Source organism: Pseudomonas sp. AK106, from assembly GCF_053903055.1.
The window spans coordinates 5,209,152-5,231,911 of the sequence record NZ_CP096426.1; the positions used below are offsets into that span (position 1 = coordinate 5,209,152).

At 61.6% G+C, this 22,760-nt stretch carries 15 protein-coding genes; 10 read left to right on the plus strand and 5 right to left on the minus strand.

The window, feature by feature from the left end:
* Window positions 1-7: 7 nt before the first annotated feature.
* The 4 genes from mdoH to pip form a co-directional block, all read right to left on the minus strand.
* Window positions 8-2,605: a glucans biosynthesis glucosyltransferase MdoH gene (mdoH, locus tag M1E04_RS22810; RefSeq protein WP_456292088.1), complete on the minus strand. Its 2,598-nt coding sequence runs from the start codon at window positions 2,603-2,605 to the stop codon at window positions 8-10.
* Entirely contained in the window at window positions 2,598-4,577 is a 1,980-nt protein-coding gene (locus M1E04_RS22815; protein ID WP_083233003.1) for a glucan biosynthesis protein, read from the minus strand. The genes mdoH and M1E04_RS22815 overlap by 8 nt, the downstream gene beginning before the upstream one ends.
* Window positions 4,578-4,835: 258 nt before the next feature.
* Window positions 4,836-5,273: a D-aminoacyl-tRNA deacylase gene (gene dtd, locus M1E04_RS22820; protein WP_065986671.1), complete on the minus strand. Its 438-nt coding sequence runs from the start codon at window positions 5,271-5,273 to the stop codon at window positions 4,836-4,838.
* Complete coding sequence (gene pip / locus M1E04_RS22825; RefSeq protein WP_296310919.1) at window positions 5,274-6,245, minus strand: prolyl aminopeptidase; 972 nt, start codon at window positions 6,243-6,245, stop codon at window positions 5,274-5,276.
* A gap of 380 nt (window positions 6,246-6,625) precedes the next feature.
* Here pip and M1E04_RS22830 point away from each other — a divergent pair, with 380 nt between their 5' ends.
* The 6 genes from M1E04_RS22830 to M1E04_RS22855 all read left to right on the plus strand — a co-directional run bounded on the left by M1E04_RS22830 (window position 6,626) and on the right by M1E04_RS22855 (window position 16,332).
* The gene (locus tag M1E04_RS22830; RefSeq protein ID WP_296310921.1) at window positions 6,626-9,109 is read left to right on the plus strand and encodes a glycogen/starch/alpha-glucan phosphorylase; all 2,484 of its coding nucleotides are present in this window, start codon (window positions 6,626-6,628) and stop codon (window positions 9,107-9,109) included.
* A gap of 504 nt (window positions 9,110-9,613) precedes the next feature.
* Window positions 9,614-12,496: a DUF2339 domain-containing protein gene (locus M1E04_RS22835; RefSeq protein ID WP_456292089.1), complete on the plus strand. Its 2,883-nt coding sequence runs from the start codon at window positions 9,614-9,616 to the stop codon at window positions 12,494-12,496.
* Between the two features lie 50 nt (window positions 12,497-12,546).
* Entirely contained in the window at window positions 12,547-13,893 is a 1,347-nt protein-coding gene (locus tag M1E04_RS22840; protein ID WP_244656918.1) for a DUF3999 domain-containing protein, read from the plus strand.
* Between the two features lie 355 nt (window positions 13,894-14,248).
* Window positions 14,249-15,259, plus strand: a complete 1,011-nt coding sequence (locus M1E04_RS22845; RefSeq protein WP_065986681.1) for a class 1 fructose-bisphosphatase — start codon at window positions 14,249-14,251, stop codon at window positions 15,257-15,259.
* A gap of 234 nt (window positions 15,260-15,493) precedes the next feature.
* The gene (gene bamE, locus M1E04_RS22850) at window positions 15,494-15,748 is read left to right on the plus strand and encodes an outer membrane protein assembly factor BamE domain-containing protein (RefSeq protein ID WP_192171240.1); all 255 of its coding nucleotides are present in this window, start codon (window positions 15,494-15,496) and stop codon (window positions 15,746-15,748) included.
* Window positions 15,745-16,332, plus strand: a complete 588-nt coding sequence (locus M1E04_RS22855; RefSeq protein WP_410928146.1) for a lipocalin family protein — start codon at window positions 15,745-15,747, stop codon at window positions 16,330-16,332. Before bamE ends, M1E04_RS22855 begins: the two co-directional genes overlap by 4 nt.
* Before the next feature lies 1 nt (window position 16,333).
* Here the strand turns inward: M1E04_RS22855 and M1E04_RS22860 are convergent, their stop codons facing one another.
* Window positions 16,334-17,698, minus strand: a complete 1,365-nt coding sequence (locus M1E04_RS22860; protein WP_369318317.1) for a formimidoylglutamate deiminase — start codon at window positions 17,696-17,698, stop codon at window positions 16,334-16,336.
* Window positions 17,699-17,888: 190 nt separating this feature from the next.
* Between M1E04_RS22860 and hutC the strand changes: the two genes are divergently transcribed.
* The 4 genes from hutC to hutU all read left to right on the plus strand — a co-directional run bounded on the left by hutC (window position 17,889) and on the right by hutU (window position 22,598).
* Entirely contained in the window at window positions 17,889-18,599 is a 711-nt protein-coding gene (hutC, locus tag M1E04_RS22865; RefSeq protein ID WP_167355769.1) for a histidine utilization repressor, read from the plus strand.
* Window positions 18,596-19,189, plus strand: a complete 594-nt coding sequence (locus tag M1E04_RS22870) for a HutD/Ves family protein (RefSeq protein WP_456292090.1) — start codon at window positions 18,596-18,598, stop codon at window positions 19,187-19,189. Before hutC ends, M1E04_RS22870 begins: the two co-directional genes overlap by 4 nt.
* Before the next feature lie 60 nt (window positions 19,190-19,249).
* Window positions 19,250-20,422 carry a Na+/H+ antiporter NhaA gene (gene nhaA, locus M1E04_RS22875; RefSeq protein WP_456293230.1) on the plus strand — a complete coding sequence of 391 codons (1,173 nt, stop codon included), beginning with the start codon at window positions 19,250-19,252 and terminating at the stop codon, window positions 20,420-20,422.
* 484 nt (window positions 20,423-20,906) lie between these two features.
* Window positions 20,907-22,598 (plus strand): urocanate hydratase, encoded by a 1,692-nt coding sequence (gene hutU / locus M1E04_RS22880; protein WP_456292091.1) that lies wholly within the window; start codon window positions 20,907-20,909, stop codon window positions 22,596-22,598.
* The last annotated feature ends 162 nt before the right edge of the window (window positions 22,599-22,760 follow it).

Here is a 22,760-nt window from a genome sequence, read left to right on the forward strand (position 1 = left end):
GTATGAATCAGGCGTTGACGAGGGTCGCGTCATTCACATGGGTCGCTGGCTGCAAAGGCAGCAGCGGCGCATGGGGATCGGCTTCCACCGACGCGCGCCAGGCATTGAGCCAAGCGGAATTGCCTTCGCTCCAGACCAGTTCGTGCAACCGAGCCAGCGCAACCGGATCGCTGAGCAATTGCAGGCGTTCGTGGTTGTTCAGCAGCTCAGGGCCACCTTTGATCGCGTGACGCACACGCTCGACACGCATCCACTCGATCGGCTCGGCCTCGCGATGGCGAGAAGTCGCCAGCGCGCAAGCCAAAGCGTTCTGCTGCGGATCGACCACCGCACGGATGAAACCGTCGTTCAACGCGTGCCAGCGGTTTTCGTGGGTGTACTTGTCAGTGGACACCAGCTCTTGCGGCGGCGTGTGCTCTTCCGGGATCAGGAACAGCTTGGTGTCGCGCGCTTTCAGGCCCAGATTCGTGCGGCTGGAAATCACCGACACCGGGATCGACAGCATCAACGAACCCACGATCGGCACCAGCCACCACAGGAAGCTCGGGTTCAGCCAGGCCACCAGCAGCGCCCAGCAGAAGCCCAGCAGCGTCTGCGGCCCGTGACGTTTGACCGCTTCGCTCCACGGCGTCGAGTCATCATCACGCTGCGGCGAGTTCCACGTCGCAGCCCAGCCCAGGAACGCGGCCAGTACGAAGCGGGTGTGGAAGATCATGCGCACCGGCGCCAGCAGCATGGAAAACAGCATTTCCAGCAGCATCGACAGGGTGACCTTGATGCGGCCACCAAAACCGGTTGCGCCCTTGGCCCAGATCAGGATCACGCTGAGCAGTTTCGGCAGGAATAACAGCACGACGGTCGTGGAGAACAACGCAACGGCTTTTTCCGGGTGCCACTGTGGCCACAACGGATACAGCTGGCGCGGTTCCATGAAGTACGTCGGTTCCATCAGCGTGTTCACCGCCAGCAGCGCGGTCGACAGCACCAGGAAGAAGAACCATAACGGAGCCGACAGATAGGACATCACGCCGGTCAGGAACACCGCACGGTGCACCGGGTGCATGCCCTTCACCAGGAACAGGCGGAAGTTCATCAGGTTACCGTGGCACCAGCGACGGTCACGCTTGAGCTCATCCAGCAGGTTCGGCGGCAGCTCTTCGTAACTGCCCGGCAGGTCGTAGGCAATCCACACGCCCCAGCCGGCACGGCGCATGAGCGCAGCTTCGACGAAGTCGTGGGACAGAATCGCACCGGCGAAGGCACCCTTCCCGGGCAGAGGGGCCAGGGCGCAGTGCTCGATGAACGGCTTCATGCGGATGATCGCGTTGTGACCCCAATAGTGGGATTCACCCAGCTGCCAGAAGTGCAGGCCGGCGGTGAACAACGGGCCGTACACACGAGTGGCGAACTGCTGCATGCGGGCATACAGCGTGTCCATGCCCGAGGCACGCGGCGCGGTCTGGATGATGCCGGCGTCCGGCGTCGCTTCCATCAAGCGCACGAGGCTGGTCAGGCAGTCACCGCTCATCACCGAGTCAGCGTCAAGCACGACCATGTAGCGGTATTCACCGCCCCAGCGACGGCAGAAGTCATCGAGGTTACCGCTCTTGCGCTTAACGCGACGGCGGCGACGACGATAGAAGATCTTGCCGAAACCACCGGTTTCACGGCATACGTCCAGCCAGGCTTGTTGCTCGGCCACACAAATGTCGGTTTCGTTGGAGTCGCTGAGAATGAAGAAGTCGAAGCGGTCCAGATCGCCTGTGGCTTTGACCGATTCGAACGTCGCCCGCAAACCGGCGAATACGCGAGGCACGTCTTCGTTGCAGATCGGCATCACAAGCGCAGTGCGCGCGCCCACTTCGATCGGCTCATTGCCCGCGCTTGCACCGGAAATACGGTACTTGTCGTGGCCAGTGAGCAGTTCTAGGAAGCCCATCAGCGCGGTCCAAAAACCGGCCGACACCCAGCAGAACAGAATCCCGAACAACAGCAGGATGCTGGTCTGCAGCGCATACGGCATGACCTGAACAGCGGTCTGCCACAGGGTTTGATGACTGATTTCGTCGAATGAAACCAGTGACCAGCCCTGATACGGCAGGATGCCTTTCATGTAGAAGCCGGCGACGATGGTCTGGCCCAGCATGAGGATCAACAGAATGTAGCGACGGATCGAACCGACGGTGCGCCAGCGCGCCTTCGGCAGATCGCGTGGCAGATCGTCCTTGGGCGGCGGCGGATTGCTCTTGCCGGTCAGTCGACGCCAGCCGCGGTGCAGGATGTTGGTCCGCCATGGCTCCGGCACGACTTTGGTCCGACGAATCGGCGGCGTGGCTTTCAGGACAACGCGGCCACTGGCGTCGACACTCAGCATCTCGGCTTCGTGCAGCTCATCAGCGGTCGTCAGGGTCAGGCGACGACCCACCGAGGCCTGGGAGGCCTCGGCAGGGTCAGCGACGGTTTGCGCCGAAAGGCGTTCGTGCAGCTCAGCGAACGAGGTGCAGCTGGCAAGCTCTGCCCGCTGCGCGTCGGTCATCGGCAGATGCGCCAGGTACTCGCTGAGAGACTCATTCAAAGGCTCTGGCACCGCGTGTGAATTACTCATCGGCTGGCAACTGGTAGCTCCAGGTTTCGGTCAGGATTTGTTGAATCATGGCCGGCCCCTGTTGGGTGGATGCAGCCTCTACCGCTGGCTGCGGGGTCTCTTTCATGCCTTTGTTGGCCTTGGCAGCGTCGCCCAGTGCGGCTTCAGGCTTGGACGCCTCATCCGACTTGGCTTCGGCTACCTTGGTAGCTTCGGCCGACTTGGCGGCATCTTTGCTGTCGGCTTTAGGGCCCTTAGCGTCCTTCATGTCTTTCGCGTCTTTCGCATCGCCGGCCTTCAAGGCATCGGTCTTAACGAGCTCAGCTTTCTCGTCCTTCGGTGCAGCAACCACTGGCGCCGCAGCAACAGCAGCCTTGGCATCAGCCTTGGCGGCCGGCTTCTTGTCCGACTTGTCGGCAGTGATGACCGCTGGCTCCTTGCCTGGCTCGGCAGGGGTTTCGCGCAGCAGGTAAGCACGCATTTCAACCGCCTTGCCCGGATCCTTGACCTTCAGGCGAAGCGTCAGACGCCAGCCTTTGGTGACCGGGTTATAGCGCAGGTTGTTCTCGACCAGATCGGTGTTGTCATCGGTGATGACCTGACTGCGGATCGACGGATCTTCGCCCAGCTTGGCGAGGGTCGGGCCAACGAAATCCACCAGATAAGCAACGCTGCCGTCCGGTTGACGAATCAGGTTCGACTGCTTCACGTCACCCGTCGAGCGCAGGGTCTGCTTGACCCAGCCCAGATCTGGCGAGTGAATGGCATCCTCATCCATGGTCCAGTGCAGACGGTAGTTGAAGTCAATCGACTGACCCGGCTCTGGCTGGGTTTCCGGCTTCCAGAACGCAACGATGTTGTCGTTGGTTTCGTCAGCAGTAGGGATCTCGACCAGGTCAACGGTGCCCTTGCCCCAATCGCCCTTCGGCTCGATCCAGGCGCTTGGACGTTTGTCGTAGCGGTCATCCAGATCTTCGTAATGGCTGAAGTTGCGGCCACGTTGCAGCAGACCGAAGCCGCGCGGGTTCTCTACGGAGAAGCTGCTGACCGAGAGGTGTTTAGGGTTGTTCAGCGGGCGCCAGATCCACTCGCCATTGGCTGCCTGGATCGACAGACCGCTGGAGTCGTGCAGCTCGCGACGGTAATTCAGGACTTTCGACGGCTGATTGGCGCCGAACAGGTACATGCTGGTCAGCGGCGCAACGCCCAATTTGCCGACCTTGTCACGCAAGTACATGCGCGACTGGACATCAACCAGTGTGTTGGTGCCCGGACGCAGGGTCAGCTTGTAAGCGCCGGTGGCGCGAGGGGAGTCGAGCAAGGCGAAGATGACCAGATGGTTGTCATCCGGGCTTGGCTTCTCGATCCAGAATTCGGTGAAGCGAGGGAATTCCTCACCTGATGGCATGGCCGTGTCGATCGCCATCCCGCGCGCAGACAAGCCGTAAACCTGACCTTTACCGATGACGCGGAAGTAGCTCGCGCCCAGCATGGTCATGATTTCGTCTTGCTTGTCGTCTTTGTTGATCGGGTAGGTGACGCGGAAACCGGCGTAGCCCAGGTTCTCGGTCGACTTGGGATCGAACTTCACGTCACCGAAATCGAAACGAGTCGGGTCGTACTTGATCTCGTTGACGGAGTTGGCGGTGACTTCGTTGATTTTGACCGGGGTGTCGAAGTGCATGCCCTGGTGGTAGAACGACACCTTGAACGGGGTCTTGTCATTCGCCCATTCGGCTTTGTCTTGCAGGAAGCGGATCTTTTGATAGTCCGCGAACTTCATGTCGCGGAATTCGGCCGGAAGATTGCTCTTCGGCGCGGTGAATTTCTGTCCGGCCAGATCTTTGGCCTTTGTCGCCACGTCGTCTAGATCGAACGCCCAGAGCTGACTGGCGCCGAACAGACAAAACAAAGCCGACCCTGCCAGCAGCGCGCTGCGCAAGCGCCCGCCCGGGTTCTTTGGTGCATTACATGGACTAACAATCACGAGCAACCCTCGCCGAAAACAGATGAAGAAACCAACGGCCAGCTATCAAATGCCGGGTTGGCGAGCACTGTTCCGACTCCAAAAGGGGCCAATGATTCCCCAAGCGGTGCCGGACCAGTCTGCGTTTTACCGATTTAACGGGCTTTGGCCCGTCCTTGTAGCGCGCGATTATCCAGTAGCTCGCGTTACAACGCATCAGGGGACGCAAACTATTTATTGCGTTTGAAGCCAGTAAATCCGGGGCCATCAAAAAGACCGGGGTGCTCAGGTTTCAAGCAAAAATGTCACAGGGCCATCATTGATCAGGTGCACCTGCATATCTGCACCAAACTGGCCCGTTTCCACCGTCTCGTGGGAGCTTTTGGCCTTCGTCACCAAATAGCCAAACAGTTCGGCGCCGAGGGCCGGGGGTGCAGCTTTTGAAAAGCTCGGCCGCATCCCGCTCTTGGTATCTGCCGCCAGTGTGAACTGAGAGACCAGCAGTAATCCGCCATTAACGTCGATTAACGAAAGATTCATCTTCCCGTCGGCGTCACTGAATACCCGATAGTTAAGCAGCTTGTGCAACATCTTGTCGGCGCTGGCCGGCGTGTCTTGAGGCTCGATGCCAATCAGGACCATTAAACCTTGATCAATCGCACCAATGGTCTGGCCGGCAACGTCGACGCGCGCCTGGGAAACGCGCTGAAGCAAGGCCTTCATTTATGCCTCTTCCGGCGGCAGATCCAGCAAACGGCGCGCCACTTCTGACGCCGCCCGCACCAGCGCATCGGTGATGCCCGGCTCGGACGCCGAGTGACCGGCTTCGCGGATGACCTGCAGTTCACTGTTCGGCCACGCCTGATGCAGCTCCCAGGCGTTGTCCAGCGTGCAGATCATGTCGTAGCGGCCATGGACGATGATGCCCGGCAGATGGGCGATTTTCGGCATGTCGCGAATCAGCTGGTTTTCTTCGAGGAACGCACCATTGGTGAAGTAATGGCATTCGATGCGCGCAATGGACAAGGCGCGATGGGGTTCGGTGAAGCGATCGACCACCTGCGGGTTCGGACGCAATGTGGCGGTGCGCCCTTCCCATGTCGACCACGCCTTGGCGGCGTGCATCTGGGCGATCTGATCATTGCCGGTGAGGCGTTTGTGGAATGCGCCGAGCACGTCGTGGCGCTCGTCCGGCGGGATCGGCGCCATGTAGTCCTGCCAGTAATCCGGGAACAGCCGGCTCGCGCCTTCCTGGTAGAACCACTTGATGTCCTGGGGCCGGCTCAAAAAGATGCCGCGCAAAATCAAAGCATGGACCCGATCCGGGTGTTTCTGCGCGTAGGCCAGGGAGAGCGTCGAACCCCACGAGCCACCGAACACCACCCATTTGTCGATGCCCAGGTGGGTGCGGATGCGTTCGAGGTCATCGACCAGGTGCCAAGTGGTGTTGTTTTCCAGGCTGGCATGAGGCGTTGAACGACCGCAGCCGCGCTGATCGAAGGTGATGATGCGATAGAGATTAGGATCGAAATAACGGCGGCTCTGTGCATCGCATCCCGAACCCGGCCCGCCGTGAATGAATATGACGGGCAGGCCGTCCGGCGAGCCGCTTTCATCGACATACAGTACATGCGGCTCTTCCACCGCCAGATCGTGCCGGGCGTAAGGTTTGATCTGCGGGTACAAAGTCTGCATAGGTGCTCCAAAAGTCCAGTTCAGGGGCTGCGGTCTATCTGCCGTTGGGCATCATAAACCTGAATCGGCGAATGAACATGCCCGCCTCATTCCGGCCAACTGTTATCCCCTGTTTCACAGGCACATGCCCGCTGACAGCAAAACATGAGCAAGATCAACGCCAGAGTGGAACGATCAATGCAAGGCGTCTCCAGATACGGGGGAATGCGCCAGAGAATTGCCTTCGATGTGCAATGACGGCGAACCGGGGTAGCTTGTTCGAGTCGAACCGAGGGTTGTGCAACCGCGTATTTTCCGTCCGACCGGGAGGAAATAACCAATGACACGCCCTACAGTCAACCCACCCATTTAATCGTCAAACCAACTTGAGGTCGTACCCGATGTCTCCGGAACCCAACGTTCGTGACGCTGAAGTGGCAGCCTTCCGAGAAGCTGTGCTGAACAAACTCGAGTATGCCGTCGGTAAAGACCCCGACCATGCCTTCGACCATGACTGGTTCATGGCCATCGCGCTGGCGACTCGCGACAAAATGGCCGAGCGCTGGATGAACCACACGCGCTACGTCTATCGGCAGGAAAAAAAGCGTGTCTATTACCTCTCCCTCGAGTTCCTGATCGGCCGTCTGATGTTCGACAGCCTGAGTAACCTGGGCATCCTCGAAACCGCGCGCGAAGCGTTGAAAGGCCTGAACGTCGACTTGGAGCAGATTCGCTCGCTGGAGCCTGACGCTGCACTGGGCAACGGCGGCCTCGGTCGTCTGGCCGCTTGCTTCATGGAAAGCATGTCGACCCTCGGCATTGCGGGCCATGGCTACGGCATTCGTTACGAGCACGGCCTCTTCCGTCAGGCCATCGTCGATGGCTGGCAGCAGGAGCAGACCGAGAACTGGCTGGACTTTGGTAACCCGTGGGAATTCGAACGCCCTGAAGTGATTTACCAGATCGGCTTTGGCGGCAGCGTGCAGCCTCTGCTTGATGCAGCCGGCGCACCTGTGCTGGACGCCTCGGGCGAAACACGTCAGGTCTGGACCGCAGGCGAAACCGTTCGCGCGATTGCTTACGACACGCCCGTCGTGGGCTGGCGCGGCAAAGCGGTGAACACGCTGCGCCTATGGCGCGCGCGCGCCGTGGAAGACCTGCATCTGGAACGCTTCAACGCCGGCGACCACGTCGGTGCGGTGGCGGAAGTAGTACGGGCCGAAAGTATTTCCCGTGTGCTGTATCCAAACGACAGCACAGAAGCGGGCCAGGAACTGCGCCTGCGTCAGGAATTCTTCTTCGTCTCGGCGTCGTTGCAGGATTTGCTGCGCCGCCACAAGAACATGGGCTACAGCATCGGCAGCCTGCCGGAACACGTTGCCATCCAGATGAACGACACCCACCCGTCGATCGCCGTGGCGGAGCTGATGCGCGTCCTGATCGACCTGCACGACGTGGAGTGGGATGAAGCCTGGCGCATCACCGTCGGCACCCTGGCGTACACCAACCACACGCTGCTGCCTGAAGCGCTGGAAACCTGGTCGGTCGGCCTGATGGAGCGCATGTTGCCGCGCCACATGCAGATCATTTACATGATCAACGCCCAGCACATCGACAAGGTCCGCCTGGACTTCAAAGACGATCCTGGCCTGTTCGACCTGTTGCGCGCCGTCTCGCTGATCGAAGAAGACAACGGCCGTCGCGTGCGCATGGGTAACCTGGCGTTCCTTGGCTCGCACAGTGTGAACGGTGTGTCGGCGCTGCACACGCAGCTGATGCGCAAGACCGTTTTCGCCCACCTGCACAAGCTTCACCCGGACCGCATCAACAACAAAACCAACGGCATCACCTTCCGCCGCTGGCTGTTCCAGTCCAACCCGCAACTCACTTCCATGCTGGTCAACGAGCTCGGCGAGCAGGTACTCGACAACCACGAGACCGCGCTGCTGAAACTGGAGCCGCTGGCTGAAGACCCACGATTCCAGCAGGAATTTGCCGCTCAACGCCTGCAAAGTAAACAGGCTCTGGCCACGATCATTCAGGACCGCCTGGGCATCGTGATTAACCCCGAGGCGATGTTTGACGTACAGGTCAAGCGCATCCACGAGTACAAGCGTCAGTTGCTGAACCTGTTCCACACCGTGGCGCTGTATCAGGCCATGCGTGCCGACCCGAGCACCGATTGGGTGCCGCGCGTGAAGATCTTCGGCGGCAAGGCGGCGGCCAGTTATCACTCGGCCAAGCTGATCATCAAGCTGACCAACGACATCGCGCGCACGGTCAACAATGACCCGACGTTGCGCGGCCGTTTGAAAGTGGTGTTCATGCCCAACTACAACGTCAGCCTGGCGGAAAGCATCATTCCGGCGGCGGATCTGTCGGAGCAGATTTCCACGGCAGGCCTGGAAGCGTCCGGCACCAGCAACATGAAGTTCGGCCTCAACGGCGCGCTGACCATCGGTACCCTCGACGGCGCCAACGTGGAGATGAGCGAGCAGGTCGGTCTGGAGCACATGTTCATCTTCGGCATGACCTCGCAGGAAGTCGAAGCGCGCAAGCATGCCGGTGAGTTCAACGCGCATCAGGACATCGCGGCGTCCGGGCGTTTGAATGACGTGCTGCAAGCGATCCGGGGCGGGGTGTTCTCGCCGGATGATCCGTATCGATACGCCGGGCTGATCGATCAGTTGATCAACTACGACCGCTTCTTCGTCTGCGCTGACTTCGAGTCGTACTGGCACGCCCAGGCCAAGGTCGAAGCGCGCTGGCACGATTCGAAAGAATGGTGGCGTTCCGCGGTGCTCAACACTGCGCGCATGGGCTGGTTCTCTTCGGACCGGACCATCCGCGAGTACGCGACCGAAATCTGGAACGCGCTGGATTAAGGGCGTTTGAGGTGATTGTCTCAGCCGAGACGATCACCTTGATGTGACCGCTCGCTCTCGCAGCAAGTACAAATCCTGTGGGAGCTTGCTCGCGAAGACTTACTTTCATCCACCAGAAATGCCTGGCCGGGGACAGATTAATTTACGGTGAAGCGTTGTAAATAAATCAGTCCCCTTCCACCCCGCTTCCACCCCGGCCACACCGCTCGGTTTCGAGGCAGATGCAAATCCTGTGGGAGCGAGCTTGCTCGCGAAGACTTACTTTCATTCACCAGAAACGCTTGGGCGGGGACAGATTAATTTACGGTGAAGCGTTGTAAATAAATCAGTCCCCTTCCACCAGTAAATAAATCAGTCCCCTTCCACCAATCCCCCTTCCTCCGCACTTCCACCGCAGTCCTTTTCCACTAGGCTCCCCTCCCCAACACAAAATGTTTCCCCTTTCCTGACGCCCGATATACTTTTCGCCATCGCCGTTGATCGGCTGAAAAGGGATGTCGTCGCGTGCAATGGATTCTTCTGCTGGCCGGTCTGGTGATCGGAGCGCTTCTTGATGGGTCGCTGTTGGGCGGCGCGGTCGGGGCGGTCATTGGCCTGGCGGCGGGCTTGAGCTTCCGGCTGAGTGCATTGACGCGGGAAACCGCCGTGCAGAAAGCCGAACTTGCCAAGACCCGGCAGGACCTCGACGCCGTACAACAACGCCTCAGCCAGCTGGATTCCGCCGCCGCCCAGTTGCCGGATGCACCCGTGTCCGCGCCGTTGAATGTTCAGCCCATCGCAAACGATGGCCCGGAGCTGCTGTGGGATCTACCGGACCTCGAGCCGGCCGCCTCGGACGTTGGCGATTCGGAATGGAGTCGCCCTGCACCGGCGCCATCACCCACAGCCCCGAGCTACGCGCCCGCTGCTGCATCCGCCTCCCTGCCCGCTTCAACCCAGCCCGCCCCTGCCGAGCAAAACCTGTTCGACAGCGCCTTCATGCGCGCAAAAAACTGGCTGCTCGGTGGCAACACCGTGCTGCGGGTCGGCGTCGTATTGCTGTTTCTCGGCCTGGCGTTCCTGCTGCGCTACGCCACCGAAGGCATGGTCGTCCCGATCGAAGCCCGTTATGCCGGTGTCGCGGGGGCAGCCTTGGCGCTGCTGGGGTTGGGTTGGGGGCTGCGTCATCGCAATGAATCCTTCGCGCTGATGCTGCAGGGGACGGGCGTCGCGGTGCTGTACCTGACCGTGTTCGCCGCCATGAAAGTCCACACCTTGCTGGCGCCGGGGATGGCATTCAGCCTGCTGGTGGCGGTCACCGTGTTTTCGGCCATTCTCGCCGTCACGCAAAACTCTCTGGCCCTCGCCTGCGTCGCCGCTCTGGGCGGATTTGCCGCGCCGCTGCTGACATCCTCCGGCGACGGCAGTCACGTCGCGCTGTTCAGTTATTTCGCCCTGCTCAACGCCGGGATTTTCGCCATCGCGTGGTTCAAGGCCTGGCGCCCGCTGAACCTGATCGGCTTCATCGGCACGTTCGGCATCGGCTTCGCCTGGGGCATGGGCGCGTACACGCCCGAGCTGTTCTGGAGCACGGAACCCTTCCTGATCCTGTTCTTCCTGATGTACTTGGCCATCGGCCTGCTGTTCGCCCGGCGCACGCTGCAAGAACACGCCGCCGGGCCCGACGACGACAGCCGGGAAGCCACCCTGCGCGGGTCCTCGCGTCAGACCCACTACGTCGACGGCAGCCTGTTGTTCGGCACACCCATCGTCGGCTTCGGCCTGCAGTACGCGCTCGTTCAACACATCGAATTCGGCGCTGCGTTGAGCGCACTGGCGCTGGGCTTGCTGTACATGGGCATCGCTCGGTTCCTGGCCGGGCGCGCACCGGGTCGGGCGTTGCTGCTGGTCGAAACGTGCCTGTCGCTGGGCGTTGTCTTCGGCACGCTGGCGATTCCCCTCGGCCTCAGCGCGCAATGGACGACGGTCGCCTGGGCGGTCGAGGGCGCGGCGGTGTTCTGGCTCGGCATGCGTCAGAACCGCGTGCTGGCACGGGGTTTCGGCCTGCTGCTGCAACTGGGCGCGGGGATGGCGTTTCTGGGCGTGGTCGGGCGCTGGTATGTGCCGACGTTCAATCAGGGGGATTTCTGGACCCCCTTGATCATCGCACTCGCTGGTCTGGTCAGCGCGTTCTCCGTGGAGCGCATCGGGACTTTGCGTCTGTCGCTAAGCAAGCGTGTATTGCAACCTGCGTTGCTGATGTGGGGAACGCTTTGGTGGTCCGTAGCGCTGTTCATCATGACTGACTACGTAGCAGGCCCGAACGTGTTCTCGACGTTGCTGGTGCTGGGCGCCGTTAGCGTTGGGCTGTGGACCATGGCAGCCCTGCGCCTGAACTGGACCGGAATCGCTCAACTGTCCACGCTGCTGACGCCGATGAGCGCTGTGTTGCTCGTGCTGATGAGCTTCAACGCCTATTACAACCCTGCCGCCGATTGGGGCTGGCTGGGCTGGCTCGCGGTGTTTGCGGTTCACCTGTGTTCCTTGAAGAAGCTCGACAAACTGCTGCTCCCGCGCCTGCGCAGTGGAGCCCATGTGCTCGGCTGCTGGCTGATCATCAGCGTTTTCTCGCTGCAACTTCGTTACGGACTGCTGGTGTTGTCGGAGGCGTACAACGCCTGGCGCTGGCTGGGCTGGGCGTTGCTGCCGAGCCTGTACTTGCTGGCGATGACGGCTTCCCGCACGTGGCTCTGGCCTGTCAGTGCGTATCCGCGTGAGTACCGCGTCTGGGCTGCGGCGCCGCTGGCTGCATTGATGCTCGCCTGGTTCTGGCTGGCGAACGGGTTCAGCGAAGGCGCTGCCGCCCCCCTGCCCTATCTTCCATTGCTGAACCCGCTGGAACTGGGCCTGTTGATCACGCTGACCGGCATCGTCAGCTGGACCCGCCAGCAACTTCCGCAATTGGGCGTCAGCGAGGGGCGTGCTCAGAAAGCGGCGCTGGTCATTGCCGGCGCATCGCTGTTCGCACTGATCACCACCATGGTTTTGCGCACGGCCCATCACTGGGCCGGCGTGGCCTGGTACCCCGACGCGCTGTTTGAATCGATGCGTGTGCAGGCCGGGCTTTCCATCGTCTGGACGCTGACCGCGCTGGCGCTGATGATCGGCGGCCATCTGCGCGCGCGTCGGGACCTGTGGATTGCCGGCGCCGCACTGATCGGGGTCGTCGTGGCCAAACTGTTCTTCGTCGAGCTGAGCAATCGTGGCGGTCTGGAGCGGATCATTTCCTTTATCGGCGTTGGCGTTCTGTTGCTGGTGGTGGGATATTTCGCCCCCCTGCCGCCCCGGCATCCGGCTCGAAGCGAGGGTCTGACCGACGCCGACGCGGCGGACCGGGCATCGAAATGAAGCGCGTAAGGAGTGTTCAGTTGAGTCGTCAGTTCGTCATCAAGGCCGCCCTGCTTGCCCCGTTGCTGGGCTCGCTGCTGTGCGCGGCCCCGCTCAGCCAGGCGGAGGATCTGCCGGATGATTTCACCACCCACGCGCCGCTGACCGTCAGCGGCGAAGGGCCCTGGTATCGGCTGGAATTGCCCCTCGGCGTGCAGTTGAACGCGCGCCAGAGCACTCTCAACGATGTGCGCGTTTTCAACGCAGACGGCCAGGCCCAACCCTACGCAATCACCCAAAGCCCGCCCCAGCGTGCAGCCGACGCAAGCCCGGTCTCGGTGAAGTGGTTCCCGCTGTACAACAGTGATGCCGCGAAAGACGCCGAGCCGAAAATCCGCGTCGAGCGAACGCCGAACGGCACGCTGGTGGAGGTGCAGCCCCAGGGTGAGATCGAGGCGGGCGAAGAGATTCTGCGCGGCTGGTTGCTCGACACCAGCGCGATCAACGCGCCGCTGGATCAACTGATCCTGGACTGGAGCAGCGAGCGCGACGGTTTTCAGCGGTTCAGCATCGAGGCCAGCGACGACCTCCAGCACTGGCAGCGCTGGGGCGAGGGTCAGGTCGCGAGGCTGTCATTTGCTGAAGAGTTGGTTGAGCAGCGCGTCGTCAATCTGCCGGGGCGCAGCGCCCGCTATCTGCGTCTGCTGTGGAAATCGCCCCTGTCCGCGCCGACGCTGAACGCCGTGCAACTGATCAGCACGCAGCCCGGCGTGCTGCCGTTGAGCTGGTCGCCGGCCATCAATGGCCGCGTCGAAAAACCTGGCGTGTATGTGTGGCAACTGCCGGTGGCCCTGCCGCTGGAACGCATGCGGATCGACATCGCGCAACCCAACAGCCTCGCGCCTGCCACGCTCTACGGGCGTCGTGACAGCAACGCAGCGTGGGAGTTGATCGACAACGGCCTGCTTTATCGGCTCAGCCAGAACGGTCAGGACGTTGTGCAGGACGAAATGGAGCTGCCGGGCAATGTCGTGCAGCAGCTTAAACTTGAGGTCGATGACCGCGGCGGCGGCCTGGGCAATGACGCGCCGACGCTGAGCTTTGCCGTGCGCGCCACGCAACTGGTGTTCCTCGGTCGCGGCGCGCCGCCTTACAGCCTGGCCGTCGGCAACGCCACGGTGAAAAGCGCGGCGTTGCCACTGGCGACGCTGATTCCCGGTGTCAGCCCGGAGAAGCTGGCAGCACTGGGCAGCGCGTCCATGGCCGCCACACCTGTGGCGCCGGTTGCTCCGGCAGCGCCCGTGGAGGCCAGTGGTCCCGACATGAAGCGCATCGGTCTGTGGGCCGTGCTGATACTCGGGGTGATTTTTCTGGCATGGATGGCGCTTGGCACACTGCGCGGGTCGCGTAGAAAGTAACGCGCAAAACAACGCGCCAAATTATAAGTGTCGGGGTGATGACGCTGAATCGCCCCGGCATCGAAAAAATTGCAGACGATGCCCGCCAATTCGTCACCCTGATCGCGTTACGCTTAACGTACAACCGATGCGACTGGGTACGGCGATCCCTTGTGGGACCGGCTTCAGCCGGGAAGGCGTCGGTCGTCACGCTGCAGGATTTTTGGTGTTCACACTGGCCTCTTCCCGGCTAAAGCCGGTCCCACCAGGATGTAGCCCGTGAACTGAATCACTACCTACCCGGTCTGACAGGCAGTATTAAATTTCCGCTCACGCTAGACTGTGCGCGTTTTTATCCCCCATTTCGGAGCTCTCCATGTCCCGCGTTACCTTGAGTCGTTATCTGATCGAGCAGACCCGCACCAACAACACCCCTGCCGATCTGCGCTTTCTGATTGAAGTCGTGGCGCGCGCGTGCAAAGAGATCAGCCACGCGGTATCCAAAGGCGCCCTGGGCGGCGTGCTTGGCAGCATGGGCACTGAGAACGTGCAGGGTGAAGTGCAGAAGAAACTGGACGTGATGTCCAACGAGATTCTGCTCGAAGCCAACGAATGGGGTGGTCACCTGGCGGGCATGGCGTCCGAAGAAATGGACAACGCCTACCAGATCCCCGGCAAATACCCGAAAGGCGCCTACCTGCTGGTGTTCGACCCACTGGACGGCTCGTCCAACATCGACATCAACGCGCCGGTCGGCACGATCTTCTCGGTGCTGCGTTGCCCGAACGAGTACCTGAGCCAGAACGAAGCGCTGAACGAGAAGGCGTTTCTGCAGCCTGGCACTCAGCAAGTCGCCGCCGGTTACGCCATCTATGGCCCGCAGACCATGCTGGTGCTGACCCTGGGTGACGGCGTCAAAGGCTTCACCCTGGACCGTGAGATGGGCAGCTTTGTCCTCAGCCACGAAGACATCAAGATCCCGGAGTCCACTCAGGAATTCGCGGTCAACATGTCCAATCAGCGTCACTGGGAAGCCCCGGTCAAGCGCTACGTCGAAGAGCTGCTGGCGGGCGAAGACGGCCCGCTGAAAAAGAACTACAACATGCGTTGGGTCGCGGCGATGGTGGGCGACGTCCACCGCATCCTGACCCGTGGCGGTCTGTTCATGTACCCGCGCGATTCCCGCGAGCCTTCCAAGCCGGGCAAGCTGCGCCTGATGTACGAAGCCAACCCGATGTCGTTCCTGGTTGAACAAGCCGGCGGCGCGTCGACCGACGGCCATCAGCGCATCCTCGACATTCAGCCCGAAGGCCTGCACCAGCGTGTTGCTGTGTTCCTGGGTTCGAAAGAAGAAGTGGAACGCGCAACGGCGTATCACAAGGAATAAGGTTCTGAATGGCCGCCTTTGGCGGCCATTTTTCTGAGAGCTGCAGCCGCTTGTGTGGGAGCGCCACCTCGGTCATTCCCACAGGCTTTGTGTTTGCCGCGCGAACGCGCGGTTGCCCGAACGAGCAGGAAATCCTCTCCCTTCGGAAGCCGTCCTCCCCTTTTTTCTTCTAAGCTTGCGGCATCAGGTCGGCGCTGCGACGCTGCTCTCTCCCTCGATTCAGGAGTTCATCTCATGTCTTTGCGCACTCTCGCGGTGTTGTCGTTCTGCGTATTGCTGGCGGCCTGCAGCAAAGTGACTCAGGAAAATTATTCGAAAATCTCGGCCGGCATGCCCAAGGCGCAGGTCGAGCAATTGCTCGGCAGTCCAACCGAGTGCTCCGGCGCGTTGGGGATGTCCAGCTGCACGTGGGGCGATGCGAAGACGTTCATCAGCGTCCAGTACGCCGCCGACAAGGTCGTACTGTTCTCAGCGCAGGGGCTTGAATGAATATTCGTCAGGCACTGAAGCTCGGCGCCGTGGCGATAGCGGCAGTTTGGCTGGCTGGCTGTGCGGTCAAGCCTGAAAGCGAATCCATGGCGCCGAAGACGGTTGATCATGTCGATCTCAAGCGTTATCAAGGCACCTGGTACGAGGTGGCGCGGCTGCCGATGTTCTTCCAGCGCAACTGTGCGCAGTCTGAAGCGCACTACACGCTGAAGGCTGACGGGAACATTGCCGTCACCAACCGTTGCCGCACCATGGAGGGCAAGTGGGAGCAGGCAACGGGGACCGCTTCACCGCAGATTCAGGGCAAGACTGACAAGCTGTGGGTCGTGTTCGATAACTGGTTCTCGAACCTCTTCCCGGGCGTGGCGAAGGGCGATTACTGGGTGCTGTACGTGAGCCCCGACTACACAGTGGCGCTGGTGGGCAGCCCGAGCCGCAAGTTCCTGTGGCTGCTGTCGCGCACGCCTCACGTGCCGGATGGGGTGCGCAACGACCTGCTGATGAAAGCGCAGCAACAGGGTTACGACACGACCAAGCTGATCTGGCGGGTAGCGGATTCGAAAGTAGGCAAGGCTGCGGACTGACTCAGCCCAGCAACTCCCGCAACACCTGAGCGAACGCACGGCTGCTCTGCCCTTCATCGGCATGATGGCCGTCGCGGATCACCCAGCGGCCATTGACCATCACATCCCTGATCTGACGATCACTTCCGGCGAACAGCCAGCGATTGAGAATGCCATCACCGGAGGCGGTTGCCAGATAAGGATCGTTGCCGTCGAGCACCAGCCAGTCCGCACGCTTGCCCACTTCCAACGCGCCCACCGGTTGCCCCATCGCCTGCGCACCGCCCACCAGCGCCGCGTCGTACAGCGTACGTCCGACCATCGGCTGATCCGGCCGGTACAGACGATTACGACGCTGATCGCGCAGACGCTGACCGTATTCCAGCCAGCGCAACTCTTCGACCACGCTCAGCGACACATGACTGTCGGAACCAATGCCCCAACGCCCGCCTTGTGCGATGTAATCCACCGCCGGGAATATCCCGTCGCCCAGATTTGCCTCGGTGGTCAGGCACAGCCCCGCGATCGCACGACTTTTCGCCATCAACGCCACTTCGTCCGGCTGGGCATGGGTCGCATGAACCAGGCACCAGCGCCCATCGACCTCGACGTTTTCGTACAGCCATTGCAATGGCCGGCGACCGCTCCAGCTCAGGCAATCGTCGACTTCCTTTTGCTGCTCGGCGATATGGATATGGATCGGGCAATGGCGGTCGCTGGCGGCGGTTACGTCGCTGATCTGCTGCGGCGTCACGGCGCGCAGCGAATGAAAGCACAGCCCCAGCGCCTGGGCGGGTTGCGCGGCGATGACGGGCTTCAGGCGGGACTGCAAATCCAGGTAGCTGTCGGTGCTGTTGATGAACCGGCGCTGCCCCTCGTTCGGCGTCAGGCCGCCAAACCCCGAGTGGCTGTAGAGCACCGGCAGCAAGGTCATACCGATGCCGACCGAACTCGCCGCCTGACTGACCTGCAGCGCCAGCTCGGCGGGGTCGGCGTAGGGCTTGCCGCTGGTGTCCTGATGGACGTAGTGAAACTCCGCGACCGAGGTAAAACCGCCCTTGAGCATCTCGATGTACAGCTGCCGCGCGATCACGCCGAGCTGCCGGGGACTGATCTGCCCGACGAGGCGATACATCAGGTCGCGCCAGGTCCAGAAACTGTCATTGGGATTGCCGGCCACTTCTGCCAGACCGGCCATGGCGCGTTGAAAAGCGTGGGAGTGCAGGTTGGGCATGCCCGGCACGACCGGCCCGTTGAGCCACTCGGCGTCACCACGTTCGGCGTCGGTCTGCACCTGGCTCAGCAGGCCATCGGCACCGACCTCGAAACGTACGTTGCTGGCCCAGCCGGTGGGCAACAACGCGCGTTCGGCAAAGAAAACGGACATGACTCGGCACCCCTTGCGTGAAATTGTCTATACATATACAGACGTTTACATGGCCGGTAAACTGCGCCGCGCTTGTCGGCACACGTGTTAATGGTTAGCGTGGACGCTGTAACCTCTCTCGCCTGAATAACGCCATAACAAGGATTTCTCTGTGCCGACTCCGCCTGCCAATTTGCCGCTGGCTTCCCAGATGGGTGACAGTCCGGCGCCGCTGTACGCCAGGGTGAAGCACATGATCACCCAGCAGATTCAGAACGGCACCTGGCCGCCGCACCACCGCGTGCCGTCCGAGAGCGAACTGGTGACGCAACTGGGCTTCAGCCGCATGACGATCAATCGCGCCCTGCGCGAGATGACCGCCGAAGGGATGTTGGTGCGCATGCAAGGCGTCGGTACGTTCGTCGCCGAGCCCAAGACTCAATCCGCGCTGTTCGAAGTGCATAACATTGCCGATGAGATCGCCGCTCGCGGACATGTCCACACCTGCCAGGTCATCATTCTCACCGAAGAAGCCGCCGGTTCCGAACGCGCGCTGGCGCTCGACATGCGTGAAGGCCAGCGCGTGTTTCACTCGCTGATCGTGCATTTCGAAAACGATATTCCCGTGCAAATCGAAGACCGTTTCGTCAACGCCCTCGTCGCGCCGGACTACCTGCAGCAGGACTTCACCCAACAAACGCCCTACGCCTACCTCTCCCAGGTCGCGCCGCTGACCGAAGGCGAGCACGTGGTCGAGGCGATTCTCGCCGAGCCTGACGAGTGTAAATTGCTGCAGATCGAGAAGGGCGAACCGTGCCTGCTGGTGCGTCGGCGCACCTGGTCCGGGCGCCAGCCGGTGACTGCTGCCCGCCTGATTCATCCCGGCTCACGCCACCGCCTGGAAGGACGCTTCAGCAAATGACTCAACTGACTGTTCTGCGCGCTGCGGACTACCCGCGAATGCCCTGGAAAAACGGCGGCGGCAGCACCGAGGAAATCACCCGCGATGCCGGCGAAGGCCTGGAAGGTTTCGGCTGGCGGCTGTCGATTGCCGACATTGCCGAGTCGGGCGGCTTTTCGGTGTTCTTCGGTTATCAGCGCATCATCACCGTGCTGCAAGGTGCAGGCATGACGATGACTATCGATGGAAAGGACAGCGAGCCACTGCTGCCGTCCGATCCGTTCGCGTTCAGCGGCGACAGCGCGGTGTCGTGCACGCTGCTCGACGGCCCGATCCGCGACTTCAACCTGATCTATTCGCCAGCCCGTTACCGCGCGCGCCTGCAGTGGATCGACGTGATGCAGCCCCAGCGGTTTTTCAGTTCCGCTGACGTGTTCGTGGTGTTCAGCACCGCCGAGCAGATGGCCGCCAATATCGGCGAGCACCCCCCGCAAATGCTCGAAAAACATGACTGCTTACAATTGGAGAACGCCCCGGGCGCGCTCGTGGAAGCGGTGCTCTACGCCCCGCGCCCCAGCCGCGTGTGCGTGATCGAGCTGTCGCGCGTCTGAGTCCAGCCGTCCCTGTGTTAGATTGCGTTTTTTTTCGCCAGCACAAGGACGACCATGACGATGCTCAACGACAATAAAGAAAGCCCACGAGCCCTCGCCATTCTTGCCAGTTTCCTTGCATCGGAGTCGGCAGGCGGCCTTGTGCTGATGGGCGCCGCCCTCGCCGCGATCATCGTCGCAAACTCCCCCCTCGCCCCCTCGTATTTCGCCGCACTGCACAGTGTCTGGGGCGGGTTGTCGATCGAGCTGTGGATCAACGACGGGCTGATGGCGATCTTCTTTCTGATGGTCGGCCTGGAAATCAAACGCGAAGTATTGGCCGGCGGTCTCGCCAGTTGGGGTCAGCGTGCGCTGCCCGGTTTCGCGGCAGCGGGCGGCATGCTGGTGCCGGCGCTGATCTACATCGGCGTCAACATGGGCAACGCCGAAACCATGAGCGGCTGGGCGATCCCGGCGGCCACTGACATCGCCTTCGCCCTTGGCGTGCTGTCGTTGCTGGGCAAGCGGGTGCCGACGTCGCTGAAGGTGTTTCTGGCCGCGCTGGCGATTCTCGATGACCTGGGCGCCGTCACCATCATCGCGCTGTTCTACAGCACCGGCCTGAACATGCCGATGCTGGGCGCCTCCTTCGCGACGCTGGCCGTGCTGGTGATCATGAACCGCATGGGCGTGCAGCGATTGCTGCCATACCTGCTGCTCGGCCTGTTGTTGTGGTTCTTTGTGCTGCAGTCAGGCGTGCATGCAACGTTGGCCGGTGTAGCCCTGGCGCTGTGCATTCCGCTGGGCACGCCCAAGGAAGAAGCCCGCTCGCCGCTGCTGTTTCTTGAAGAGAAAATGCACTACTGGGTGGCGTTCGCGGTGGTGCCGATTTTTGGATTTGCCAATGCGGGCGTGTCCCTGTCGGGCATTACTCTCGGCAATCTGGTCGACCCGGTGCCGCTGGGTGTGGCGCTGGGGCTGTTTGTCGGCAAGCAGATCGGCGTGTTCCTCGCCGCGGTGCTGGCGATCCGGTCCGGGCTGGCGACGCTGCCGGAAGGCAGCAACTGGCCCCAGCTGTATGGCGTGGCCCTGCTCTGCGGGATCGGGTTCACCATGAGTCTGTTCATCGGCAACCTGGCCTTCCCGGGCGCAGCGCATCTGATCGATGAAGTGAAAGTGGGCGTGTTGCTGGGCTCGATCGCGTCGGCGCTTGCCGGGGTATGGCTGTTGCGCAGCAAGCTGGCCCAGCGCTGATTGAGTCCAGACACAACGGTATCGCGCCGCAGACACTGGCCCTGTGGGAGTGAGTTTGCTCAAGAAGATGGCAGTACATCAGCAGGAGATTTTGCGGATGTATCAACCGCTTCGCGAGCAAGCTCGCTCCCACAGGTCAGTAGCTCCGCAAATAACTCTTCTGTTACCCCAGTCATGCACTGAGCTGGGGCGTTCGCACCGAAAAGTAACAATTCCCTTCTTTTCACCTTCCTTGCATCCGTAGGCCTTCGCACGGCTGAAACCTTGGCAAGCGCGCAGCAATGCGGGCCGGCGGGATTTCTGCGCCCGCAAAAGCAACGTTGGCCTCTTGGTTGCATATGCTTGTATGTACAAGTAAGCGTGAGTCGATAAAAGCTGTTCCCAGCCGGTTAGGATTACAACGGCAGCACTCATGCAGAACCTTATTCCCACGTTCGTCACGGACTCCCGCGTCCAGGCCGGATCGATCATCGAGGACTGTTAAGTGACTACTGACCACAACACCCCTGCTCAGCAATGGACCAAACGCCGCGATGTGGAAATCCGCGCAGCCCGTGGCACGCAACTGACCGCCAAGAGCTGGATGACCGAGGCGCCGTTGCGGATGTTGATGAACAACCTCGACCCGGAAGTCGCCGAGAACCCGAACGAACTGGTGGTCTACGGCGGTATCGGTCGAGCAGCGCGCAACTGGGAGTGCTACGACAAGATCGTCGAGAGCCTGACGAACCTGAACGACGACGAAACCCTGCTGGTGCAGTCCGGCAAACCGGTCGGCGTGTTCAAGACCCACAGCAACGCGCCCCGCGTGCTGATCGCCAACTCCAACCTGGTGCCGCACTGGGCGAGCTGGGAGCACTTCAACGAACTGGATGCTAAAGGCCTGGCGATGTACGGCCAGATGACCGCCGGCAGCTGGATCTACATTGGCAGCCAGGGCATCGTCCAAGGCACCTACGAAACCTTCGTCGAAGCCGGTCGCCAGCATTACGACGGCAACCTGAAAGGCCGCTGGGTACTGACCGCAGGACTGGGCGGCATGGGCGGCGCGCAGCCACTGGCCGCCGGCATGGCGGGCGCGTGCTCGCTGAACATCGAGTGCCAGCAGAGCCGCATCGATTTCCGCCTCAAGACCCGCTACGTCGACGAACAGGCCACTGACCTGGACGACGCGCTGGCCCGTATCGCCAAATACACGTCCGAAGGCAAGGCGATCTCCATCGCCCTGTGCGGCAACGCGGCAGAGATCCTGCCGGAAATGGTCCGCCGTGGCGTACGCCCGGACATGGTCACCGACCAGACCAGCGCCCACGACCCCCTCAACGGCTACCTGCCAAAAGGCTGGACCTGGGAGCAGTACCGCGAGCGCGCCGCCACCGAGCCTGCCGCCGTGGTCAAGGCCGCCAAGCAATCCATGGCCGAGCACGTCGAAGCCATGCTGGCGTTCCAGAAAATGGGCGTGCCGACGTTCGATTACGGCAACAACATCCGTCAGATGGCCAAGGAAGTCGGCGTGACCCATGCCTTCGACTTCCCCGGTTTCGTCCCCGCGTACATTCGCCCGTTGTTCTGCCGTGGCGTAGGTCCGTTCCGCTGGGCCGCGCTGTCGGGCAACCCTGAAGACATCTACAAGACCGACGCCAAAGTCAAAGAGCTGATCCCGGACGACGCGCACCTGCACAACTGGCTGAACATGGCCCGTGAGCGCATCAGCTTCCAGGGTCTGCCGGCACGTATCTGCTGGGTCGGCCTGGGTCAGCGCGCCAAGCTGGGCCTGGCCTTCAACGAAATGGTCCGCAGCGGCGAGCTGTCGGCGCCGGTGGTGATCGGCCGTGATCACCTGGACTCCGGCTCCGTCGCCAGCCCGAACCGCGAGACCGAATCAATGCAGGACGGCTCCGACGCCGTGTCCGACTGGCCGCTGCTCAACGCGCTGCTCAATACCGCGAGCGGCGCGACCTGGGTCTCGCTGCACCACGGCGGCGGCGTCGGCATGGGCTTCTCGCAGCACTCGGGCATGGTCATCGTCTGCGACGGCACCGACGAAGCTGCCGAACGCATCGCCCGCGTCCTGCACAACGACCCGGCCACCGGCGTGATGCGTCATGCCGATGCCGGGTATCAAATTGCGATCGACTGCGCCAAAGAGCAGGGCCTGAACCTGCCGATGATCTGATACTTCAGTGGCCATCGCGCTGAACCCTGTGGGAGCGAGCTTGTTCGCGAATGGTGAGGCCCAGACGCAGTTGATGCTGCGGATGTACCGGCCCCTTCGCGAGCAAGCTCGCCCCCACAGATCCGCGCAGAAATGTGCCTGACGACTAGCGCTTCCAGAACT